This window comes from Herminiimonas sp. Marseille-P9896, from assembly GCF_903993245.1.
Taxonomy (GTDB): domain Bacteria; phylum Pseudomonadota; class Gammaproteobacteria; order Burkholderiales; family Burkholderiaceae_D; genus Oxalicibacterium; species Oxalicibacterium contaminans.
The window spans coordinates 524,228-544,025 of the sequence record NZ_CAJEVT010000002.1; the positions used below are offsets into that span (position 1 = coordinate 524,228).

Genomic DNA, 19,798 nt, shown 5'->3' on the forward strand with positions numbered 1-19,798 from the left:
TATGGGCTTGTTCTCGTTTCTTCGTAAAAATCAGCAGGATTCATCGACCGGCAAGAGCGATTTTTATTCGCAGGCTGATGAAGAAAAACCGGCTCGCGGCAAGCGCAAGCAGGGCAACAGACGCGAGGAGCCGGTAGATCCGGTCTTGCCAGAAAAGAAACGTGCGCGCCGCCGCCTGGTGGGTGCGATTGCACTGGTTCTGGCCGCCATTATCGGTTTGCCTATGATCCTGGACTCCGAGCCGAGACAGCTGCCTGACGATATCGATATCCAGATTCCATCCAAAGACACACCCGCTCCGGCGGCACAAGCCAAAGCCGGGCTGGTAGCCAAGGCAGACAGCGCTGCCGCTACCGCCCCGAGCAATTCCTTGAGCGCGGAAGAAGAGATCGTTGAGCCGGGTCCAGCGGCGCCGATAGCAGCGCCTGTTGCTGCGGCCAAGGACACGCCTAAAGAAACACCCAAAGAAACGGTAAAAGCCGAGTCTAAACCGGCCGAAGCAGAGAAAAAGCCGCAAGTAGCGAGCGCCAAGCCGGAAGCCGCAGAACCAAAAGCAACACCGCATGCTCCAAGTGTTAGCAAGGCGGACGAAGCGGCACGGGCACGCGCTATCCTGGAAGGCAAGCCGGTTCCGTCCGCTGCTCCTCACGCATCCGGCAAGGTGGTATTGCAAGTCGCAGCACTGGCATCGCAGGACAAGGTCAATGAATTGCAGAAGAAGCTGCAGGCAGCAGGTTTGAAGTCACATACGCAAAAAGTGGCGACGGCATCGGGTGAGCGTATCCGTGTCCGCATCGGCCCATTTGCGAATGAAGCGGAAGCCGATAAAGCACGTGCCAAACTGACCAAAATCGGTTTGACCGGCAAATCCTTCCCGGCCTGATATGTCGCAAGGCAGTGAAGCAGAGCGACTGTGACGATTTTTGATTATCTGGTTTTATTTGTACTGATTTGTTCGGTGGTGATCAGTACCTTGCGCGGACTGGTGAAAGAAATCCTGTCCCTGCTGAGCTGGATAGTGGCATTTTTTGTTGCCAATGCCTATGGTGAGACATTGGCGTTGTGGCTGCCGGAAATGGTGCCGGGCAAGACGGCACGCCTGATAGTGGCTTTTATCGTATTGTTCATCGGTGTACGCATCCTGATGGGCTTGCTGACGATGGCGCTGGACGCGGTGATCAAGGCTTCGGGCCTGACACTGGCAGACCGGGGGCTGGGTGGTTTGTTTGGTTTGGCGCGTGGTTTGCTGATCGTGCTGGCGGCGGTATTGTTGTGCGGCATGACGGCGATTCCACAGCAGCCGTTCTGGAAGAATGCACTGTTTAGTCCGCTGGCAGAAACTGCCGCACATACGGTCAAACCCTTCCTGCCGGGCGAGTTTGCGCAGCACATAGAATTCTGATTCACCATAATATAAATAATTCTTAGTTTTAATTTGCTTTAGTTGAGGAGTCCACCATGTGTGGCATTGTTGGCGTTGTTTCTCACACCCCTGTCAATCAATTGATTTATGACGCGTTGCTGCTTCTGCAGCACCGTGGTCAGGATGCTGCCGGTATCGCTACCGATAACGGCAATACATTCAGCATGCACAAGGCGAACGGGCTGGTACGGGATGTCTTCCGCACCCGCAATATGCGTTCGCTGTTCGGTAACTCGGGTGTCGGCCAGGTCCGCTACCCGACTGCCGGTTCTTCCAGTGCGGAAGAAGCGCAGCCGTTCTACGTCAACGCGCCGTTCGGCATCATCATGGCGCACAACGGTAACCTGACGAACTGGGAACAGCTCAAAATCGAGATGTTCAAAAATGACAGGCGTCACATCAACACGACCTCCGATTCGGAAGTCTTGTTGAATGTACTGGCTCATGAAATCCAGCAAGCAACCACCGGTTACTCGCTCGATCCTGCTGCAATCTTCAAAGCCGTTGCGATGGTGCACAAGCGTGTACGTGGTTCGTATGCAGTCACCGCGCAAATCGCAGGCTACGGCTTGCTGGCGTTCCGCGATCCGTTCGGTATCCGTCCACTGTGCATAGGCTTCAATGAAACCGATCACGGCACCGAGTACCTGGTTGCCAGCGAATCGGTCGCACTCGAAGGCCTCGGTTTCCGTTTCCTGCGCGATGTATTGCCAGGCGAAGCGATCTTCATCGACATCGAAGGCAAACTGTACAACCAGCAATGTGCGGAAAATCCGACGCTCAATCCATGCGCGTTTGAATACGTTTATTTCGCTCGTCCAGATTCCATCATTGATGGCGCTTCGGTATATGCAACCCGCCTGAAAATGGGTGAGTACCTGGCAGAAAAAATCAAACGCGAAATCCCGCTCGGCGATATCGATGTAGTAATGCCTATCCCTGATTCGTCGCGTCCTGCAGCGATGGAACTGGCGCAGAAGCTGAACATTGAATACCGCGAAGGCTTCATCAAAAACCGTTACATCGGTCGTACCTTCCTGATGCCAGGACAAGCTATTCGTAGCAAGTCGGTACGTCAGAAGCTGAATGCGATCGGCTCCGAGTTCAAAGGCAAGAATGTATTGTTGGTCGATGACTCCATCGTCCGTGGTACTACCAGCCGCGAAATCGTACAGATGGCACGTGAAGCTGGCGCGAAGAAAGTTATCTTCGCTTCCGCAGCGCCACCAGTGAAATTTCCGAACGTGTACGGTATCGATATGCCGACCCGTGCCGAATTGATCGCCTACGGTCGCAGCACCGAAGAAGTGTGCCGCGAAATTACTGCAGACGCATTGATTTATCAGGACATCGAAGCATTGAAACGTTCGATCTCTGATGTGAATCCTGCATTGAAGAGCCTGGAAGCATCGTGCTTTGACGGCATCTACGTGACTGGCGATATTTCACGCGACTATCTGGATCGTATCGAGTTCGCTCGCAATAATCCAAAACCGGAAGTGGACGATAGCGTTCGCTCGCAATTGAATTTGAATCTGGCACAGGTAGATTAATTCTATTTAAGCTACGTTACAGCTATGCCTGATTTGCACGCGCAAGTGTGCATTCAGGCATTTTTTTCTTGGCCATCATGACAGACTCCAAAAAATACGGCTTTACCACTACGACCCTGCATAGCGATCGTCAAAAAGACATCGAGCATGGTTCGCTGCATAAACCTATCCATACCTCGGTGACTTTCGGTTATAACGATGCACGTGAGCTGGCTACGGTATTCCAGGGCAAGAAGCCTGGTTACCGCTATGGCCGCCAGGGCAATCCGACAGTAGCCGCGCTGGAAGATAAAGTGAACAAGATGGAAGAAGGTCTTTCCACGATTTGCTTTGCCACTGGCATGGCGGCGATAGGTGCAGTGGTACAGGCTTTGTTGCGTGAGGGTGACCATGTGGTGTCGTCGGCCTTCCTGTTCGGGAATACCAATAGCCTGTGGCAAACCGTAGGCGGGCAGGGCGTCAAGATCGCTATGGTGGATGCGACCGACGTCAAAAACGTGGAAGCAGCGATTCAGCCCAACACGCGTATCGTCTTCGTTGAAACCATCGCCAATCCGCGCACCCAGGTCGCCGATCTGGCGCGCATAGGCAAGCTGTGCGCAGAGCGCGGCATCCTGTATGTCGTCGATAACACCATGACTTCGCCGTATCTGTTCCGTCCGAAAACGGTGGGTGCCAGCATCGTCATCAACGCGCTGACCAAATCGATAGGCGGCCACGGTAACGCATTGGGTGGTAGCCTGACCGATACCGGTTTGTATGACTGGGCTCGTTTCCCGAATATCCTCGAAACCTATAAACGTTACCCGACGGCGCAGTGGGGTATGGCACAGATACGTGCTAAAGCCTTGCGCGATTTTGGTGGTTCGCTCGGACCAGAGGCTGCACATCATCTGGCAGTTGGCGCGGAAACTATGGCGTTGCGCCTGGATCGTGAATGTGCGAATGCGCTGGCTGTCGCGCAGATGCTGGAAGCAGATGAGCGCGTCGCCGCAGTGTATTACCCGGGTTTGAAATCACATCCGCAGCACGCGATCTCGACTGAACTATTCCGTGCGTATGGCAGCTTGTTCAGTTTCGAACTGAAGGATGGCATCGATTGCTTCGATTACCTGAATCGCCTGCAACTGGGCGTGTCGGCCAGTAATCTCGGCGATACCCGCACACTGGTGATACCGGTCGCGCATACCATTTTCTATGAAATGGGTGCCGAGCGTCGTGCCAGCATGGGAATCGCAGAATCACTGATCCGTGTGTCGATAGGGATAGAAGACACCGCAGACCTGGTGGAAGATTTCCGCCAGGCGCTGGATGCATGAATGAGTAAAATTAAGGCAGCAGTGTTTTAGCTGCCAGCGCATCCAGCACCTTGGTGCTGGGTTGCGGTACGAAAGTCTGCAAACGTATCAGCAGCGCGAGGGCGGTATTTTCGTGCATCATCAATGCGGCCTGGTTTGCTTTCACAAAACCTTGTGCGACCTGGTTTTGCAGGAAGGCGACCAGCCCGTCATAAAAGCCATCGACATTCAATACGCCTATCGGTTTCTGATGGAAACCAAGTTGCGACCAGGTCAGGATTTCAAACAGCTCTTCCAGCGTGCCTATGCCGCCCGGCATCGCAACAAAACCATCCGATAGTTCAGCCATCAATGCTTTGCGTTCGTGCATGTCCTTCACCACGTGCAAATGCGTGAGTTCTTTGTGTCCGACTTCCTTATCCATTAAGGCTTGAGGAATCACGCCAGTGGCTTTGCCGCCCAGGCGCAGGATTTCGTTGGCAATGACGCCCATTAAGCCGACATTGCCGCCGCCATAGACCAGCTCGATCTGGCGATCGACCATTTCTTTGGCCAGTGAGCGTGCAGCTTCGGCATAAATCGGTTTGGCTCCATAAGACGAGCCGCAATAAACACAAAGAGATTTCATTTTCAGAGCAGGGAGGTGATGGTTGGATATGCGATGTTACGAAAGCGGGTTTGCGCCAGGCGCAAACCCTGCGGTACGAGATATTAACTTACTGGAATTGGCTTAAGCAGTTTTTACAGCGGCTTTACGTGCTGCCGGTTTTTTCGCCGCTGCTTTCCTGGCCGGGGCTTTCTTGACTGGCGATTTTTTTGCAGCTGGTTTGGCTGCTGCTTTTTTCGCTACCGCTTTCTTCGCCACTGTTTTCTTGGCGGCGGCCTTTTTGCCTGCAGTTTTCTTAGCTGCTGGTTTTTTTGTAACTCCAGTGGCTGATTTGGTCAGGCTGTCGATGCGCTTGTGCAGCGCTTCCAGTTCTTTTTTGGTTGAAACGCCAAAGTGATTGAGCGAATTGGCGACCGTGTTTTCGATCAATTGCTCCAGCTTGTCCCAGGAGCTGGATGCCTGTTTGCCGACGTTGTCGCTGAGTTTGAGCAAACCATCAGAGACATTGGCCACTTTGCTTTCAGCGATCTTGCGTGTGCGCTTGTGCAGGTTGCTGCCTTTTTTGGCAAGCTTGGCGAGGACTTTTTCACCTTCTTGCTGCGTCTTGGCAAAGGCTTCCAGGCCTGCTTGCCAGATTTGCTGGGCTGAAGCGTGTACGCCATCGGACAGTTGTTTGCTTCCTGATTTCGTTGTTTTTTTCAGTTTCTTTACCATGTGACTTCTCCGCTTTTTGGTTAAACAAAAATGCCTATATAGGCATGGCACGTCGATCAAGATGAATACTGAAGGTACGACTCATTCTACCTATGCATAGACCATAAGGAATCAACAAGATTCACTTTTGATGGCAAATAGCGTAGCAGGGCGGGGCGGGAAGCCATGCCTGCGCGTGGCAGGCGGTGGATTATTTGATTTTGCTGAGCTGGATCAGCTTGGTACCGGCGATGCGGTCATGCAGGAATTGGCGGCTCGGATGCACATAGGCAGCGAGTGCCCAAGCAGCGATGTTGGCGCAGACGATGGCCACCGAAGTCCATGCTTTGGCATCCAGCGCCCATGCAATCGCCAGTCCGGGCAGGAACCACAACCAGGCAAGGAAGTAGCGTGCGACCGCATGTTTGAAGCTCAGCGTATGGTTATCAACTGTCACCAGACGGATGCGCCAGGTTTTCATCGGCAGCGTTTGACCGCTGTGTATCCAGAACCAGACGAAATAGGCGCCGACGACAAAGAACAGCCAGTACTGCAAGGCATGGCGCAGATAGAGGGCATTACGTTGCTGGAAAATGGTGGAGAACAGCAGGCCGGCTATGGCAATCACACCGAATAGCAGGACGCCTTCATAAATCATTGTAGTCAGGCGGCGTTTGATCGTAGGCGTATCAGAGCTATTCAATGACATAAGGCGCGAGCGGTAGTTTTATTGTGATTGTACCGCAGGCGCTGTAGCCGGCACTGCCGCCGGTGGAGGTAATGAAGGTTGTATCGCTTCCTGACGCGGCACCGGTTGTTTGGCCGGGACTGGTTTGGCCGGCTTTACTGGCACCGGATTTTGTCCATTGCTGAGGCCTTGCGCGTTACTCAGGCGCGGCGGATTGACGATGCGCTTGGGTGGTGGCGATGTTTCAGCCAATTGCTTTTTCTTTTCGTCAGGCAGCTGTTGATATTCTTCCCACTGCCGGGCTTTTTGTTCGGCATTCAGTTTTTTTGCGCGATTGTAGTTTTCGCGCGCCAGACGTCTTTGCTCAGGAGTCAGTTTGACCCAGTCACGCATGCGTTCCTGCATGCGTTCCTGTTCAGGCGGTGTCATGCTGGCAAAGCGATTTGCCAGCTCCAGCCATTTCTCTTTGCGGAAGGCGTCCAGCTTGTGCCAGTCACCAGCCAATGGTTCCAGCGCCTGCTTTTGGGCGGGGCTGAGTTTGTTCCACTCTGATTTGGTGCTGGTCTTGGCAGGTGCAGGCGTTGCTTTGACTACGGGTTTGGTGACAACCGGAGCAGCGGGCGCAGGTGCAGGCGTCGGCGCGCTAGCCGGCGTTGCTTGCGTTGCACTGGTATATGCAAGGGACAAGGCGAAGAGGGTATTAGTGATTTTCCCTGGAGCTGATGTATTCAGGGAAAAAATCCATGCCTTCATGCCTATTTGTCCCCTTTTGCTAAAAATGCATCAAAACCATGATCCAGATAAGCAGATATAGGCAGATCGTCAGTTAATACTTCCGCATCAATCGATGCGGAATCCATGATTTGCTGTTGTTGTTCAAACTGATAGATGGCAAACAGGCCGAAAACCAAAGCAGCCAGCGGCAAAGCCAGGCCCATACGACCCAGCCAGGCCCAGCGGCTATGCGACGGAGTAGGCGCGCTGCCGTAGGATGCAAGTGCAGGCTGCGCCACGAATGCAGGCACTGCGACCCCTTGCTTTTTGCGGGATAACGCGATTTTGCGTGCAGATGCCAGGCGTTCGGCGGTGTTTGCCGAAACTGTGTTGGCGCTTTCATCCAGCGCATGGCTCAACTTGTATGCGAGATCCAGTTCTTTGGTTTTCATAGGTAAATTCCTTTGGCTTTGAGCGCCTGAGCCAAGGCATGCGTTGCACGGGAACAGTGCGTTTTTACACTTCCTTCAGAGCATCCCATTACGGCGGCAGTTTCTGCCACGTTCAGATCCTGCCAATAACGCATCAGGAAGGCTTCTCGTTGACGCGATGGGAGATTTTGTACTTCATGCTCTATGAATTCGAGGATTTGCTTGCGTTCCAGCTTGACCAGGCCGGTTTCGGAGCCAAAACTGCCTTCCTCTGCCTCTATCATATCCATCGCATCGAAATTTTCCTGGTCTTCTTGCTTATTTCCGAAGCTGGAAAACAGACTAATCCACGAAGTGCGGACTTTTTCGCGGCGAAAATAGTCGCGGATAGTATTTTGCAGGATGCGCTGGAACAGCATGGGGAGTTCGGGGGCGGGCTTGTCGCCGTATTTCTCTGCGAGCTTGATCATGGCATCCTGGACGATGTCCAGTGCCGATTCTTCCTTGCGAACCGCGTACACCGCCTGTTTGAAGGCGCGGCGTTCGACATCTTCGAGAAAATCCGAAAGTTCTTTATCAGTTGCCATTGGATGCAGCGCATTCGATTGAACGCTGCCGAGGGTGTTTCGGGATGAGATGTCTTAACAATTCGACGATCACGTTTTTAAACTGCACGCATGCTAGCAAAAAAGCCTCGTTTGTGGGTGCTTTTTGCGCAAAATCGTTGATTTCACACCGCTTTCCAGCGATTTAGCTTGACCTATATTGTGCAACGCAGTAACGTATCGTTCCCCTTACCATCTCAAAGGGTACCCATGGTCTTTCCGCATATTGCGCATGATGCAATTTTGTTGAGGGACGCGCTTCAAACAATTTGAAAGCTGTTTGCTCTAACCCGCGCCACAAGCGCGAGAAATCCGTCATTACCCCAGAACCTCTGGCTGAACGAGTCGCGTTAAGCGTCTTTTTGAAACACATACACACATGTGTGACGAATCGGCGTGACCGCACAAAAAAGGGATGCCTAAGCACTGGAGTATTAAGCGGTTTCATCAGGAGAGAGCATCCGATCAATTTCCAATGGACCTTGAAAGGACGTTAGCATGACCAATGAAACAAGTACTACCAGCAATAATAAAATCGGCGAAGAACTGACTGGCGCCGAAATCGTTGTCCGTTGCCTGGCTGAAGAAGGTGTTGAACATGTGTTCGGCTACCCTGGCGGCGCAGTGCTCTACATCTACGACGCGATTTTCAATCACAGCAAATTCCAGCATATCCTGGTGCGCCACGAACAGGCCGCCGTACATGCTGCTGACGCATATTCCCGCAGCTCCAATAAAGTCGGCGTTTGCCTGGTGACCTCTGGTCCTGGCGTAACCAATGCCGTAACCGGTTTGGCGACTGCGTATATGGATTCGATTCCGATGATCGTCATTTCCGGTCAGGTGCCTTCGCACGCGATCGGCCTGGATGCATTCCAGGAATGCGATACCGTCGGTATTACCCGTCCATGCGTTAAACACAATTTCCTCGTCAAGGATGTCAAAGATCTGGCAGCGACCATGAAGAAAGCTTTCTTCATCGCTACCACTGGCCGTCCAGGTCCGGTGCTGATCGACATCCCTAAAGACATCACGATGCACAAGTGCGTGTTCGAGTATCCGCAAGAAGTCGAAATGCGCTCGTACAAGCCGGTAGACAAAGGTCACTCCGGTCAAATCCGCAAAGCTGTGCAGCTCTTGTTGCAAGCAGAGCGTCCGATGATCTACACCGGCGGAGGTGTGATCCTGGCCAATGCTTCGGAAGAACTGAATCGTCTGGTTGATCGTCTCGGCTATCCATGCACTAACACCCTGATGGGTCTGGGCGCATACAAAGCCTCGAGCGACAAATTCGTTGGTATGCCAGGTATGCACGGCACCTATGAAGCCAACATGGCGATGCAGCATTCGGACGTGATGATCGCGATCGGCGCACGTTTTGATGACCGCGTGATCGGCAACCCTAAACATTTCTCTGCAACTCCGCGCAAAATTATTCATATCGACATTGATCCATCGTCGATCTCGAAGCGCGTCAAGGTTGATATTCCTATCGTTGGCAACGTCAAGGAAGTGCTGGTTGAATTGCTGGCGCAACTGGATGCGGCCGATGCCAAACCGAACAGCGTTGCGCTGTCGGCGTGGTGGAAGCAAATCAACGAATGGCGCAAGCGTGATTGCCTGAAGTTCGCAGAGTCGACAGAAGTCATCAAGCCGCAATCGGTGATCCAGAAAGTCTGGGAAGTCACCAAGGGTGATGCATTCATCACTTCGGACGTAGGCCAGCATCAAATGTGGGCGGCGCAATACTATCCGTTCAACAAGCCACGTCGCTGGATCAACTCGGGTGGTCTCGGCACCATGGGCGTCGGCTTGCCGTACGCGATGGGTGTGCAGAAGGCGAATCCGGATGCAACCGTTGCCTGTATCACTGGTGAAGCATCGATCCAGATGTGTATCCAGGAACTGGCGACCTGTAAGCAGTACCACCTGACACCGAAAATCATTCTGTTGAACAACCGCTTCCTCGGTATGGTTCGTCAGTGGCAACAGCTGGAATACGGTTCACGTTATTCCGAGTCCTACATGGATTCCCTGCCTGACTTTAACAAGCTGGTTGAGTCTTACGGTCACGTCGGTATGAAGATCGAAAATCCGGCTGATGTCGATGGCGCACTGAAAGAAGCGTTCGACATGAAAGACCGACTGGTATTCATGAATTTCATTACGGATCAAACCGAAAACGTCTGGCCTATGGTCAAGACAGGCAAGGGTTTGACTGAAATGCTGTTGGGTTCGGAGGATCTGTGATGCGCCATATCGTTTCTGTTTTACTGGAAAATGAAGCGGGTGCCTTGTCGCGCGTAGTAGGCTTGTTCTCTGCGCGTGGTTACAACATTGAAACGTTGACCGTGGCCCCAACCGAAGATGCAACCTTGTCGCGGATGACAATTGTCACCAGCGGCTCGGACGATGTGATTGAGCAAATCACCAAGCATTTGAACCGTTTGATCGAAGTGGTGAAAGTGGTCGACCTGACCGAAGGTGCGTTTATCGAACGTGAGCTCATGCTCATCAAGATACGTGCGGTCGGTAAGGAGCGTGAAGAAATGAAACGTACTGCAGATATCTTCCGCGGTCGTATCATTGACGTCACGGACAAGACTTACACCATCGAGTTGACCGGTAACAAAACCAAGCTCGACGCGTTTATCGATTCGATCGATCGCACGGCGATTCTGGAAACTGTCCGTACGGGCGGCTCCGGCATCGGTCGCGGCGAACGCATACTCAAAGTTTAAGTAGTTCATTCACACCAACAACACCATTTAGGAACATCATGAAAGTTTTCTACGATAAAGATTGTGATCTGTCGCTGATCAAAGGTAAAAACGTTGCCATCATCGGTTACGGTTCGCAAGGTCACGCGCACGCGCAAAACTTGAACGATTCCGGCGTCAAAGTGACTGTCGGTCTGCGTAAAGGCGGCGCATCCTGGGATAAAGTGAAGAACGCAGGTCTGAACGTTGCTGAAGTCAATGACGCAGTTAAAGCTGCTGACGTCATCATGATTTTGCTGCCAGATGAAAACATCGCTCAGGTCTACAACGAAAACGTTGCTCCTTACGCTAAACAAGGCGCAGTACTGGCATTCGCACACGGCTTCAACGTTCACTACGGTCAAGTTGTGCCACGCGCTGATCTGGACGTCATCATGATCGCGCCAAAAGCACCAGGCCACACCGTACGTGGTACCTACTCGCAAGGTGGCGGCGTGCCTCACCTGATCGCTGTGTACCAGGACAAATCCGGCGTCGCACGCGACATCGCTTTGTCGTACGCAATGGCTAACGGCGGCGGCCGTGCTGGCATCATCGAAACCAACTTCCGCGAAGAAACAGAAACAGATTTGTTCGGCGAACAAGCTGTTCTGTGCGGTGGCGCGGTTGAACTGATCAAAGCTGGTTTCGAAACCCTGACCGAAGCTGGTTACGCTCCGGAAATGGCTTACTTCGAATGCTTGCACGAACTGAAACTGATCGTTGATCTGATCTATGAAGGCGGTATCGCTAACATGAACTACTCGATCTCGAACAATGCAGAATACGGTGAATACGTGACCGGCCCACGCGTCGTCACTGAAGACACCAAAAATGCAATGCGTCAATGCCTGAAAGACATTCAAACCGGCGAATACGCGAAGAGCTTCATCCTGGAAAACAAGGCAGGCGCACCTACCCTGATTTCCCGTCGTCGTTTGACAGCTGAACACCAAATCGAAGAAGTTGGTGCAAAACTGCGCGCGATGATGCCATGGATTGCTAAAAACAAACTGGTAGACCAAACTAAAAACTAATTTAGTTTCACTGCCACAGGGCATCAAACGGCATGTGCTTGCAAGCACATGCCGCGCTCAGCCGAAAAGCCACGCACTAGCGTGGCTTTTTTTTCGTTCTCACGCCATGATGTCGCTGTTGCAATTTATTGATACAGCCGGGAGTGGTAACTTAATGTATGCACAAGTTACCCTCTTCAATCAAATGGCTTTTGGTAAAACGAGGTCGAATTGATGGTTCTATTCGAAAGATTGAGGAATACCTAGATCTTCATAGATGCAGGTTTGAAAAGTATCAGCAATTGATTGCCGAACTAGCCCTTTTAAGAGAAACCCTTGCGTCCGTAGACCAGACAATACAGCTACATAGCCTACGAATTGACCCCAGCAACATTCCTGTCATTAATGGTCGAAATCCCATTACCGACATGAAACGCGGTGAGCTAACAAGACTAATCTGTGAACAGATCAAAAAAGGGCAAGGGGAAGTCGTTTCTTCCGATCAGATTGTAAATTTAATTTTGGATACAAGGAAGGAAGCTGGATTTCCTTTGCCGATACGCTCACATTTGACATTGCAGGTGCGAAATAGATTGAAAGCTCTCTGCTCGAAAGGGATCGTCACCCGCCATCATCCTGTCAAAGGTACATCTTACGGACTATGGACTTTATCCGAACAGGTTATCCAAGATATTCATACCGAAGGTGACGACCTTGGCAATACCCCCTAAAAGCTACGGATATGTCTGAATGTTGATTTGCGTCGAAAACTGACCCACTTAGCCGCATAATTTGCATCCAAAACTGACCCACGTTTAGAACACAATCCTACTTACCAAAGTGAGTAGGAGATATGGAGTGATCGACGTGGCTTTACTTGGAATTATTCGACGCTGGCACCTTCGTGACCAGGTCTCATTGAGGGAAATATCCAAACGACTGGGTATCTCCCGAAATACCGTCAGACGTTATCTACGCTCGGAAATTGTCGAGCCGGCCTATGCTGATCGACGTTCCCCAACATCTCTCGACAAATATGCGTTCAAGCTTTCAGCCTGGTTAAAGACCGAGGCAGCGAAGTCTCGGAAGCAACGACGGACTTTGAAACAGATGCACATCGACCTATGTGCTTTGGGATTTGAAGGTTCGTATGATCGGGTTGCAGCCTTCGCTAGACAATGGAAGGTGGATCAATTGGAGAGGGTCAATTCTGCGAGCAAATCAACATGCTGGCTTAACTGAGTAAGAAAGTCCGCCTTTATTGTTTGAATTTATCTGTATGGATCTATTGGTATCGATTGTCGTAGTGCGCGATGGCTGATGTGGTTTGCTCGGACTTTGTGTCGGACTAGGTGTGTTAGACTTTTTAGTTGTCATGTTTTCTCCCGTTTGAGTTTATGTGATCGAAGTTAAATATAGTGGTCTACCATTATCAACGAAATCTCGAACATCGCTTCTCCCATAAATATGGGGTGCGAAAGTTTGCTTAGAGTTTTCGATCAAGTCTGAGCACAAATTGGACAGGGGGAAGCGTGGCGATCAAAGCAATTTTCGTGGGCATCAACAAACACCTCGACGCGACGATCCCCGAGCTGGGCGGGGCCCGCCGCGATGCTACGGCGTTGTGGGCGCTGTTCACCGACACTGTCGAAGGCTTGGCGGGTCGATTGCTTGTCGATGAGGCCGCCACGCATGCTGAGGTGTCGCAGGCCATTCTCGGAACGCTGTCGGCCGCGAGCCAGGACGACGTGGTCGTCATCACTTTCGCTGGGCATGGCTCTCCCGATGGAAATCTGGTCCTGTTCGATACCAACGCAGCCGATCTCTCCAGCACAGGCCTGTCGATGGCGGGCTTGGCCGATGCCTTCAAGGCGACGAAGGCGCGTGCGGTGCTGTGCGTGCTTGACTGTTGCTTCAGCGGGCAGGCGCCTGCACGTGTACTGGAGGCTGCAGCGCGCCCGCGAAGTGCATTTGCGTTGACTGGGATTTACGGCGAAGGGCGCATTCTGCTTGCCGCCTGTGCAACCAACGAATCCGCTTGGGAGCAGCCTGGCACAGGACACGGACTGCTTACGCATGCCGTGATAGAGGCGTTGACGGGTGCCGTCGGAGACTCGGTCAGCTTTCCGGAAATCGCCGGCGAGATTATCCGGCTGGCGCGTGTTGAGGCGGAACGCATCAACGTGACACAGACGCCTGTATTCCTGGGCAACGTTCAAGGCGGCCTGGTGTTTCCAGCCCTTAAGCGTGGTGACAACTACGCGGCTGCGTTCCCGGCCAGAGCGGTCCAGCAAATGTCGGGATCATTTGCGGAATTTTCCGCGCACGGCTTTCCGTCGGAAATCGTCGATCAGTGGACGATGGACTTCCCGCGAGGCCTCAACGCGCTGCAACTCCAGGCCGTCAACGAACACGGCGTACTGGCCGGAAGATCGCTGCTGGTAGTCGCGCCGACCAGTTCGGGTAAGACCCTGATCGGCGAATTGGCTGCGATTCAGGCAGTCATAGCCGGCAAGAAAGCGGCGTTTCTTCTGCCGTATCGGGCGCTTGTCAACGAGAAGTTCGAGGAGTTCAGCGAGCGATACGGACCTGCGGGCCTGCGCGTCGTTCGGTGCAGCGGTGATGCAACGGATGGCATTGGCCCTGTGTTGGGCGGTCGCTATGACCTGGGTTTCTTCACCTACGAAACCTTTCTCAATCTGGCGCTCGGTTCGCCGCGCCTGCTCAACCAGCTCGGCCTTGTCGTGCTTGACGAGGGCCAATTCATCACGGACCCGAATCGAGGCATTACGGTCGAGTTGATTTTCGCGCTTCTGCTGCGGGCGCGTCAGCGCGGCATCGAGCCGCAACTGGTGATCTTGTCGGCGGTCATTGGCAACCTCAACAGCTTCGATCGCTGGCTCGACCTGCCCTTATTGATGTCCCGCGAGCGGCCTGTGCCCCTGGTCGAGGGCGTGCTTGATCGGCGCGGGACGTTCCAGTTCGTCGATGTGGATGGCACCACCAAGACCGAAGCCCTGCTGCCTGCGCATTGCATCGTGCAGCGTCGCGACAAGCCCAGCTCGCAAGACGTGATCGTGCCGTTGGTTCAGCAACTGGTAGCACAGGACGAGAAGTTGCTAGTCTTCCGCAACATGCGTGGTCCGGCACAGGGGTGCGCGAAATACTTGTCCAAGGAATTGGGTCTGGGTCCTGCGAAGACCGTCCTGGACGTGTTGCCGACTCAGGATCTGACCGGCGCCTCGCAGGATCTGCGGGAATGCCTTGCGGGGGGCACCGCGTTCCACAACACCAATCTCTTGCGCGCGGAGCGCGAAGCCGTCGAGAAAGGTTATCGCAACGCTGGCGGCGGTATCCATGCGCTGGTGGCCACCACAACGCTGGCTGCCGGTATCAACACGCCGGCATCGACGGTGATCCTGGCTGAGAACGAGTTCGTCGGTGAGGATGGCCGCCCATTCACTGTCGCCGAGTACAAGAACATGGCAGGACGGGCAGGACGGCTCGGATACAACGAGACCGGCAAGGCCATCATCCTTGCCGACACGCCGATGGAACGCGCGCAACTGTTCCAGAAGTACGTGCTCGGCGTGCCTGAAGACGTGAAGTCATCCTTCCAGCAGCGCGACCTGCCAACCTGGACATTGCGCTTGCTTAGCCAGGTTCGGGGCGTGCGAGCCACCGAAATTCCTGGCCTCCTGGTTAACACGTTCGGCGGCTACTCTGCATCACGCGCAAACCCGCAATGGATCGCGATCGTGGAGCATGAAGTCACCGCGTTGGTCGAGCGCCTGCTGCAGGCCGGACTGGCCGAGCGCGAGGGCGAGTTGATCCATCTGACCTTGCTCGGACGCGCCTGCGGCGCTTCGTCCTTGTCGTTTGAGTCGAGCCTGCGGCTGGTCGAGTTGATGAAACAACTGAACGCTGCACAGACGTCGCCCACCCAAGTGCTGGCGATGGTGCAGGTCCTCGACGAAATGGATGCAATCTACACACCGGTCATGAAACGGGGGCGATCAGAGAGCGTGCGCGCCAATGACGTGGCGCAGCGTTATGGGCATGCGATGCCGCAGGCACTGCAGCGATATTGCCGGGACGAGATTGAGTTCTGGTGCCGCTGCAAGCGCGCGGCGCTCTTGTACGACTGGATCGAGGGCACCCCCGTCGACGTGTTGGAGAAGCGGTTCTCGACGACTCCCTTCGGAGGTGCTGTCGGATACGGGAACATCATCGGAATCGCCGACGCAACCCGCTTTCACCTGCGCTCAACACACCAAATTCTGTCAGTACTATTTCCGGATCAGCCCACGTTCTTGGCGGGGCTTGACGAGATATTACAACGGCTCGAATTCGGCCTTCCTGCAGGCGCGCTTCCGCTCACAAACTTGCCGCTCGCTCTGACCAGGGGGCAATATCTCGGGCTCTTCAATGCTGGATGTTTGACGCCGGAAGCCGTGAACGACTTGAATAGCGAACGGCTAGAAGCATGCATTGGTCCAACTAGCGCGTCGCTGCTGAGGCCGAAAGCATGAACACCATGGTCCTGCGCAGGGGAATGAAATTATTGAATAGACACGTCGCCACCATGGCGTCGTGGATGCGAACGGAATCAACGTAATGAGCGACTATTTCAGCGATCGGCAGAACGGCCCACGCGCACGCACCGAGCAGGTGATTTCGCCCACGGTCTGGGCGGGCCTCGTGGCAACGGTACAGGCGTTGATCAATAGCGGCGCATTCGGCCTGCGCTTTCCCGAACGCTGCCCGGATGGACAAGCCACTTGCGGCGGCGATTCGGACGCCTTGGCGGCTTCCGTAGGCGCAGAAATGCCGGGTCTGGCTTGGCCGTTGGAGACCGTCTCTGTTGAGGGAGAGGGCTACTTTTCTGAGCGCCAACCGTTCGCGCCGGACACGTTGCTCGTCTTGGACTTCATCGAGTTCGTGCATGCATCAGTGGCAAAGCCGATCTCAGGGAAGTATCACGATTTCTTCAATCATCACCACCTTACTTTCGATCAGGAGGCTGGGCAGGAAGACTTCCGCGCGACCGTCAATCGCATATTCGCGCGTAACGGGGTTGCGTTCGAGATGCTTCCCAATGGTCGAATTGAACGAGTGCTCCCGCCGGTGCTTGGCGAAGAACTAAAACGAACACTCTTCAATACCGGGGATCGGACGCTCGACAACATGCTCGACGAGTGCCGAGCCAAGTTTTCGGACCGCAATCCGTTGGTGCGTCGTGAAGCGCTGGAGCGGTTGTGGGACGCATGGGAGCGACTCAAGTCACTAGCTGACCCGAGCGACAAGAAGCGCTCGGTCAAGATCATCCTCGATGCTGTTACCTCTGTGCCATCGCTGCGAGAGAGATTAGAGACAGAAGCGACAGAACTGAACTCCATTGGAAACAGCCACCTCATTCGGCATTCGGAGATCAGTCAGGTGCCGGTGATCGACGTGGACCAGGTTGACTATCTGTTCCACCGCTTGTTTGCGATTATTCAGCTGATGTTGAGGAAAAAGTAAAAGTGCGAAAGCCCATATGTTGTGCCATAGCGGCGATCGCTCATGCGGGTTCGGGATGCCTTGTGAAACGGAAGAGATCAACCGGGGAGAGACGCAATGCTTGAATGGTACTTGGAGGTAAATGCCCTGTTTCGGGCAATGCGTCAGAAAGCGATCGATGCACAAGGCCTCCTTGCGAGCGACGATAAAGCAGGAGCCAAGTTGATCAATGGCTATTTGAAGGCCGACTATCAACTACTGCGCAAGCTGTGGACCGGTGCAGGCTTCCCTGAGCAAGACATGGGAAATCTTGGCAGACATGTCGGATTTGGCGACGCCAATGACTACAACGATATCCTTGCGCGCGATCTTCCTCAGGTAGAAGCGAGGGCGGAAGCGCATGTGCGCGAAGCGACAGGTACCAAGCCGAGCATGGGCTTCGAGGAACTGCTGCACCCCGTTATCTTCGCGCATGCCTTCCAGCACTATGTGGACGGACACTACCGCGATGCAGTGTTGAATTCCGTCGTTGCGATCTTTGATTTGATGCGAGAACGCACTGGCCTGGATCTCGATGGTGCGGCTCTGGCGACACAAGTGTTGAGCTTGGAAAAGCCGCACTTGATTCTTAGCGAACTAGACACGGAGTCGGGCAGAAATGACCAGAAGGGGTTCATGCAAATTTTGGTCGGTGCGTACCTTGGCATTCGCAATCCCAAGGCTCATTCGCTAAATCATGATCTCGACTCGGAAAAAGCTGCGCAGTATTTGATCTTTGCGAGTCTCCTAGCTCGTCGTATTTACGAAGCCAAAGATATGCCGAAAATCTAGTTCTTTCTCATGCCCAACGAGAAATTAGGACGGTCTAATGCTATTTCTAGCAACTGATCGGGGACATCCTTACTGATAAAGAACGTAGTTGTTTTCAAATTCGGCTGCTATTGATTCAGATTATTTCAGTGCGAAGCACCTTCAATGGTGATGCAAACATTGTGCTCGCTGCTTTAATGTGACAAGCGGCACACTATTCGATTCTCAAAAAATGTCTTTTCACAAAATGATGCTAGGTATTGCATTGTAATTGTTAGGGCGAAAGGTAATTTCAATTTTCCATAGCGCTTTTTCGGCGTTTTGAATCTGGCAGGCGATACGCGCGCGCTTGGTAACAAGCCACTTTAATGATGGGGAATCGGAGTAGTCATAGCCGCTAGTTTGCGGCTATGACTAAGAAACTTAAAGGATAGTTGCTACATAAGAGTGTTCTCTACTTACATGCAATCTGTTGAAAAAGTTTGTTAAGTTATTGATAAATATAGAATTTTTGCAGTAGCGACATCATGGCGCGTTCTCACGTACCCAATCTTGTAAAAAAGTGTGACGATTGCTGGTCAGAAAGAACTTAAGCCATAAGCTGGCTGTCGAATCGCAGCTTGCCTTTCTTTTACGTTTTTTTGGGAGATATCACATGTCACAATTCAAAACCCTGCTGGCCCTTGGTTGCGTAGCCGCGAGTGCGACTGCATTTGCACAGTCACCAGCACCGGTACAAACGACGGGCACCCTGGTCATCGTTCCTGCTTATGGCGAAGTCAAACACGCGAATGACGAAGCGCGACTGACGCTGATGGTCGAAGAGCAGGACAAGGACAAAGCAGCTGCAGCGTCACGCGTAAATCAAAAAATGAAACAGGGTACCGAGATCGTGCGCAAAGCCGATCCGCAAGCCGTGCTGAGCACACGTGGTTATTACACCTATGCGGTTTATCCGGAAGACCAGCCGCGTCAGTCGAATAAAGCGCGTCAGCCTACCGCATGGCGTGTCGGTCAGTATCTGGAAGTAAAAACCACCAACCTGAACGCATTGCCTAAGACAGTTTCGGCAGCGCAGGGCGTGCTGGCCCTGAACGGCCTGCAATTCGGTCTGACCGATGCGACCGCGAAGAAGCTGGATGCAGAGCGTATCGATGCAACCTATAAAAACCTGACTGAACGTACCGCGGCGATTGCACGTGCGATGGGTCGTAACCCGGCCGATGCAGTGATGGATACCGTGGACTTCGAAGGTTCCGGTAACTACGCGGAAATGGCGGCTGCACCGAAGATGATGCGGGCCTCGATGGCAGCCGATGCAGCGCCGGTAGAAGAGCCTAGCTTTGAACCAGGCGAAACAACCTTGAACATGCGTGTAGTAGGCAAGGTGCGCTTCCGTTAAGACCGGATGTGATAGCGCGGCATACGCCCGATATCGCATTGCAGCATGAAATCCAGGAATGGCCGCTACCGAAGTAGCGGCCATTGTCGTTTTTAACGCATTTCCAGCCCTGTTGCAGGGCAAGAATTATGTGATGTTTATGGCCACCATCAGCCGGTTACATTGCCCGTCTGATACACTACGCCTCCTGATCTTCCAACCACAGCGCTAGCTGAAAACAGGACACGCATGTCAAGTTTCAATCGTCGAAAAGCGAAAAATAGCAAAGTTCCTTATACCAAGCCCCGGCCACTCGGC

18 protein-coding genes and 1 pseudogene are annotated in these 19,798 nt (G+C 53.2%); 13 read left to right on the forward strand and 6 right to left on the reverse strand.

Annotation, left to right across the window (positions count from 1 at the left end):
- The first annotated feature begins 1 nt into the window (after nt 1).
- The 4 genes from H7U06_RS07965 to H7U06_RS07980 all read left to right on the forward strand — a co-directional run bounded on the left by H7U06_RS07965 (nt 2) and on the right by H7U06_RS07980 (nt 4,295).
- Nucleotides 2-883 (forward strand): SPOR domain-containing protein, encoded by an 882-nt coding sequence (locus H7U06_RS07965; RefSeq protein WP_175625620.1) that lies wholly within the window; start codon nt 2-4, stop codon nt 881-883.
- 30 nt (nt 884-913) lie between these two features.
- Complete coding sequence (locus H7U06_RS07970) at nt 914-1,402, forward strand: CvpA family protein (RefSeq protein ID WP_175625621.1); 489 nt, start codon at nt 914-916, stop codon at nt 1,400-1,402.
- A 56-nt stretch (nt 1,403-1,458) separates the two neighbouring features.
- A complete protein-coding gene (purF, locus tag H7U06_RS07975; RefSeq protein ID WP_175625622.1) occupies nt 1,459-2,976 on the forward strand; it encodes an amidophosphoribosyltransferase in 1,518 nt (505 codons plus the stop codon).
- 77 nt (nt 2,977-3,053) lie between these two features.
- On the forward strand, nt 3,054-4,295 hold the full coding sequence (locus tag H7U06_RS07980) for a cystathionine gamma-synthase family protein (RefSeq protein ID WP_175625623.1): 1,242 nt from the start codon (nt 3,054-3,056) through the stop codon (nt 4,293-4,295).
- A 10-nt stretch (nt 4,296-4,305) separates the two neighbouring features.
- On the opposite strand, the gene H7U06_RS07985 is transcribed toward H7U06_RS07980, so the two are convergent.
- From H7U06_RS07985 to H7U06_RS08010, 6 genes are all read right to left on the reverse strand, one after another.
- Nucleotides 4,306-4,902 carry a TIGR00730 family Rossman fold protein gene (locus H7U06_RS07985; RefSeq protein WP_175625624.1) on the reverse strand — a complete coding sequence of 199 codons (597 nt, stop codon included), beginning with the start codon at nt 4,900-4,902 and terminating at the stop codon, nt 4,306-4,308.
- Nucleotides 4,903-5,004: 102 nt separating this feature from the next.
- Entirely contained in the window at nt 5,005-5,595 is a 591-nt protein-coding gene (locus H7U06_RS07990) for a phasin family protein (protein ID WP_175625625.1), read from the reverse strand.
- Between the two features lie 190 nt (nt 5,596-5,785).
- Complete coding sequence (locus H7U06_RS07995) at nt 5,786-6,283, reverse strand: RDD family protein (RefSeq protein ID WP_175625626.1); 498 nt, start codon at nt 6,281-6,283, stop codon at nt 5,786-5,788.
- 18 nt (nt 6,284-6,301) lie between these two features.
- On the reverse strand, nt 6,302-7,015 hold the full coding sequence (locus H7U06_RS08000) for a DUF3106 domain-containing protein (protein WP_175625627.1): 714 nt from the start codon (nt 7,013-7,015) through the stop codon (nt 6,302-6,304).
- Between the two features lie 2 nt (nt 7,016-7,017).
- Complete coding sequence (locus H7U06_RS08005) at nt 7,018-7,428, reverse strand: DUF3619 family protein (RefSeq protein ID WP_175625628.1); 411 nt, start codon at nt 7,426-7,428, stop codon at nt 7,018-7,020.
- Entirely contained in the window at nt 7,425-7,994 is a 570-nt protein-coding gene (locus H7U06_RS08010) for an RNA polymerase sigma factor (RefSeq protein ID WP_175625629.1), read from the reverse strand. The genes H7U06_RS08005 and H7U06_RS08010 overlap by 4 nt, the downstream gene beginning before the upstream one ends.
- 516 nt (nt 7,995-8,510) lie before the next feature.
- Here H7U06_RS08010 and H7U06_RS08015 point away from each other — a divergent pair.
- From H7U06_RS08015 to H7U06_RS08055, 9 genes and pseudogenes are all read left to right on the forward strand, one after another.
- Nucleotides 8,511-10,262: an acetolactate synthase 3 catalytic subunit gene (locus tag H7U06_RS08015; RefSeq protein ID WP_175625630.1), complete on the forward strand. Its 1,752-nt coding sequence runs from the start codon at nt 8,511-8,513 to the stop codon at nt 10,260-10,262.
- Entirely contained in the window at nt 10,262-10,753 is a 492-nt protein-coding gene (ilvN, locus tag H7U06_RS08020; protein ID WP_012080002.1) for an acetolactate synthase small subunit, read from the forward strand. The genes H7U06_RS08015 and ilvN overlap by 1 nt, the downstream gene beginning before the upstream one ends.
- Before the next feature lie 38 nt (nt 10,754-10,791).
- A complete protein-coding gene (gene ilvC / locus H7U06_RS08025) occupies nt 10,792-11,808 on the forward strand; it encodes a ketol-acid reductoisomerase (protein WP_124573824.1) in 1,017 nt (338 codons plus the stop codon).
- A gap of 158 nt (nt 11,809-11,966) precedes the next feature.
- A complete protein-coding gene (locus tag H7U06_RS08030) occupies nt 11,967-12,518 on the forward strand; it encodes a hypothetical protein (RefSeq protein WP_175625631.1) in 552 nt (183 codons plus the stop codon).
- A 127-nt stretch (nt 12,519-12,645) separates the two neighbouring features.
- Nucleotides 12,646-13,014 (forward strand): annotated as a pseudogene (locus tag H7U06_RS08035) (helix-turn-helix domain-containing protein); the annotation flags it as partial.
- 305 nt (nt 13,015-13,319) lie between these two features.
- On the forward strand, nt 13,320-16,319 hold the full coding sequence (locus H7U06_RS08040; protein WP_175625632.1) for a DEAD/DEAH box helicase: 3,000 nt from the start codon (nt 13,320-13,322) through the stop codon (nt 16,317-16,319).
- A gap of 85 nt (nt 16,320-16,404) precedes the next feature.
- Complete coding sequence (locus tag H7U06_RS08045; RefSeq protein WP_175625633.1) at nt 16,405-17,310, forward strand: AbiJ-NTD4 domain-containing protein; 906 nt, start codon at nt 16,405-16,407, stop codon at nt 17,308-17,310.
- 96 nt (nt 17,311-17,406) lie between these two features.
- On the forward strand, nt 17,407-18,120 hold the full coding sequence (locus tag H7U06_RS08050; RefSeq protein ID WP_175625634.1) for a TIGR02391 family protein: 714 nt from the start codon (nt 17,407-17,409) through the stop codon (nt 18,118-18,120).
- Nucleotides 18,121-18,754: 634 nt separating this feature from the next.
- Nucleotides 18,755-19,501, forward strand: a complete 747-nt coding sequence (locus H7U06_RS08055) for an SIMPL domain-containing protein (protein ID WP_175625635.1) — start codon at nt 18,755-18,757, stop codon at nt 19,499-19,501.
- Nucleotides 19,502-19,798 lie beyond the last annotated feature (297 nt).